At 36.4% G+C, this 2,195-nt stretch carries 3 protein-coding genes; 1 reads left to right on the forward strand and 2 read right to left on the reverse strand.

The window, feature by feature from the left end; genetic code table 11:
• Positions 1-158: 158 nt before the first annotated feature.
• Both ACWATR_RS39490 and ACWATR_RS39495 read right to left on the reverse strand, forming a co-directional pair.
• Complete coding sequence (locus tag ACWATR_RS39490) at positions 159-683, reverse strand: hypothetical protein (RefSeq protein WP_435022834.1); 525 nt, start codon at positions 681-683, stop codon at positions 159-161.
• 8 nt (positions 684-691) lie between these two features.
• Complete coding sequence (locus tag ACWATR_RS39495) at positions 692-1,975, reverse strand: AAA family ATPase (RefSeq protein ID WP_460345696.1); 1,284 nt, start codon at positions 1,973-1,975, stop codon at positions 692-694.
• On the opposite strand from ACWATR_RS39495, the gene ACWATR_RS39500 reads away from it, so the two are divergent.
• Positions 1,964-2,195, forward strand: a 232-nt coding sequence (locus ACWATR_RS39500; protein WP_460345699.1) for a hypothetical protein, incomplete at its 3' end; no start/stop codon positions are given. The two genes, ACWATR_RS39495 and ACWATR_RS39500, sit on opposite strands and share 12 nt — an antisense overlap.

Raw genomic sequence — 2,195 nt, forward strand, 5'->3', positions numbered from 1 at the left:
CAATTCATATCTAATGTAAAAGAAGGAACGGAGTTTATTATCACAATTCCTGTCCAAATTAATTCATGATAAGTTAGTTGAAAAAGCTCTATTTTGATTGGGTAAATAGAGGTGAATAGCGATGCCTGCGGCGGACTACACCTACACTTAAGGATATTTTACCCTTTTGTGCGACTGCTTCGGCGTGTAGGTGCTGGAGTTGCTGGTTCATAAGCTTTAAGTCCCCCATCGCCTGTAAAAATTTCTACTTGAAAGGTGCTACTGGTTTTGGCGTAATATTCAGCCACAGTTTTTATTGTCGCATCTCCAATGGAAATCTTTCTAGATGCTAAAGTAGGCCATTCATTAGCTAACTGTTTTAATTGTTCTGAATTCCAAAGTTCACCCACTTGAGTTTCAAAAACTCCCCAAGGTATAACTCCATCTGCTACTTTCACTAAAATATTACCGAAAGCTTGAGCAATTTCATATCGTTTAGAGTTAGCTTGTGCAATATGATTACCAGTTTCTATAATTGTTGCTATTGGTAGTATAAACTTTGCACCTTGTTTTTCTTCTGCTTGAAAACGGGCTTCAACTCTTTTTTTATCCCATTTATCATTATCAGAGCCACAAGTCTCTTTACCAGGGACACCCAAGTAGACGCAAAGTATTGATGTGTCAATAATCAAAACCTTTCTCATATTTAATTTTACTTATTATCAGAAAGGCTCTTTTCGATTGCGCCTTTAGCTGCTAGTCTGCCTAAAGTTCCTGATGCTAACAAAAGAGGAAGATTTTCAATATCTTCTAAAAGAGTAAGTTTGCTTTCTCCAGTTTCTTTATCGCGGTGTGCGACAACCACAAAAGGGACTATTTCTGGGCCTAAAGCATCTAGCAAAGCTGGGTTATGGGTAGTAAGTAAAATATCAATTTTTCTTCTGCTGCCAATTTCCCGTAATATTCTTACCAACAATTCTGCACGCGAGGGATGAAGACCATTATCTATTTCTTCAATTACTAATTGACTACCTTCTGGTCTAGTGAGTAATGCTGTGAGAATTGCTAGAAAACGTAAAGTACCATCGGACATAGTTCTAGCATCAATCTCTGTAATATGACCAGGTTTCCATTCTTCTTGACAGTAAAGCATGGCATCAGTGCCGAATCTACCAACTTTTTCTGCCCATACTTTTTGAATATCGCCTTCTGGAAAATCTTTGATGTATTCAGATAGAGCTAATTCAACTTCAGCTTTTTGTTCTTCGGTTAATCCTGCTAATACACCAGCAATGTTAGATGCATCACCTTCTAAGGTGTCAGAAAGTCGTGAATAATCACGCATTTTGGAGGGAATAGGATTTAAAATCAAAATGTTTTTAATGATCGGCAAAATTACATAATTAATTAAATGGTCTAGATTATTCTGAGCAAATTCCATTTTCTGTTTAATTTCATATCTCATTTTTTGTTTAATTTCTTCTTTGATTACCTCATGGAATTCTTGGAAAGAAAAATCTTCAAACAAATCAGAAATATCAACACTAAATCCACCATAATTACTCAAATGACTTTTAGCTGTTTTATCATCCACATTTATAATAAATAATTTTTGATTGCGAGAATCTTTATTGTAATATTCATCAATATTTATACATTCTTTTAAAATCCGAACAACTGGTATTGTTTGTAGTGTGATACTGTAAAAATAATCTGTTTTATCATCCTCCCCTTGAACCAGTGCCTTTAATGTAAATTCAGTTTCTGGCTTAATTGCAGCCCATTCCACACCACCGCGAATAGATGAAAGTGTTTTATCTCCTGCTAAAGCTGCTTCAATATTCTCACCTCGTGCTATTCTTTGCAAGAATTCCAAAGCTTCAACCACATTAGATTTACCACTTGCATTTGTCCCAATCAGAACAGTCAACGGGTCAAGTGGAAGCTCCGCATAACGGAAACTTTTCCAGTTTTCTAAGATGAGTTGCTTAAGCATGATCAACTCCAAAACTCTACCTACTTAAATTTAGCTCCTAACAGTAGCGTTGGCAAAGCCCGCCGCAGGCATCGCACAAAGTTCTTTCATCCCTCAATATGTCCGAAAAAAATAGCAAAGCCAGCAGACAGAGTAAAAAATTGTGTCATTACTCTATCCAACTGGCTACATCTCACTGTGATTTTGGCGATTTATTTTTCTGGCGGTAAATCTAGGCTGT

This window comes from Nostoc sp. UIC 10890, assembly GCF_054786515.1.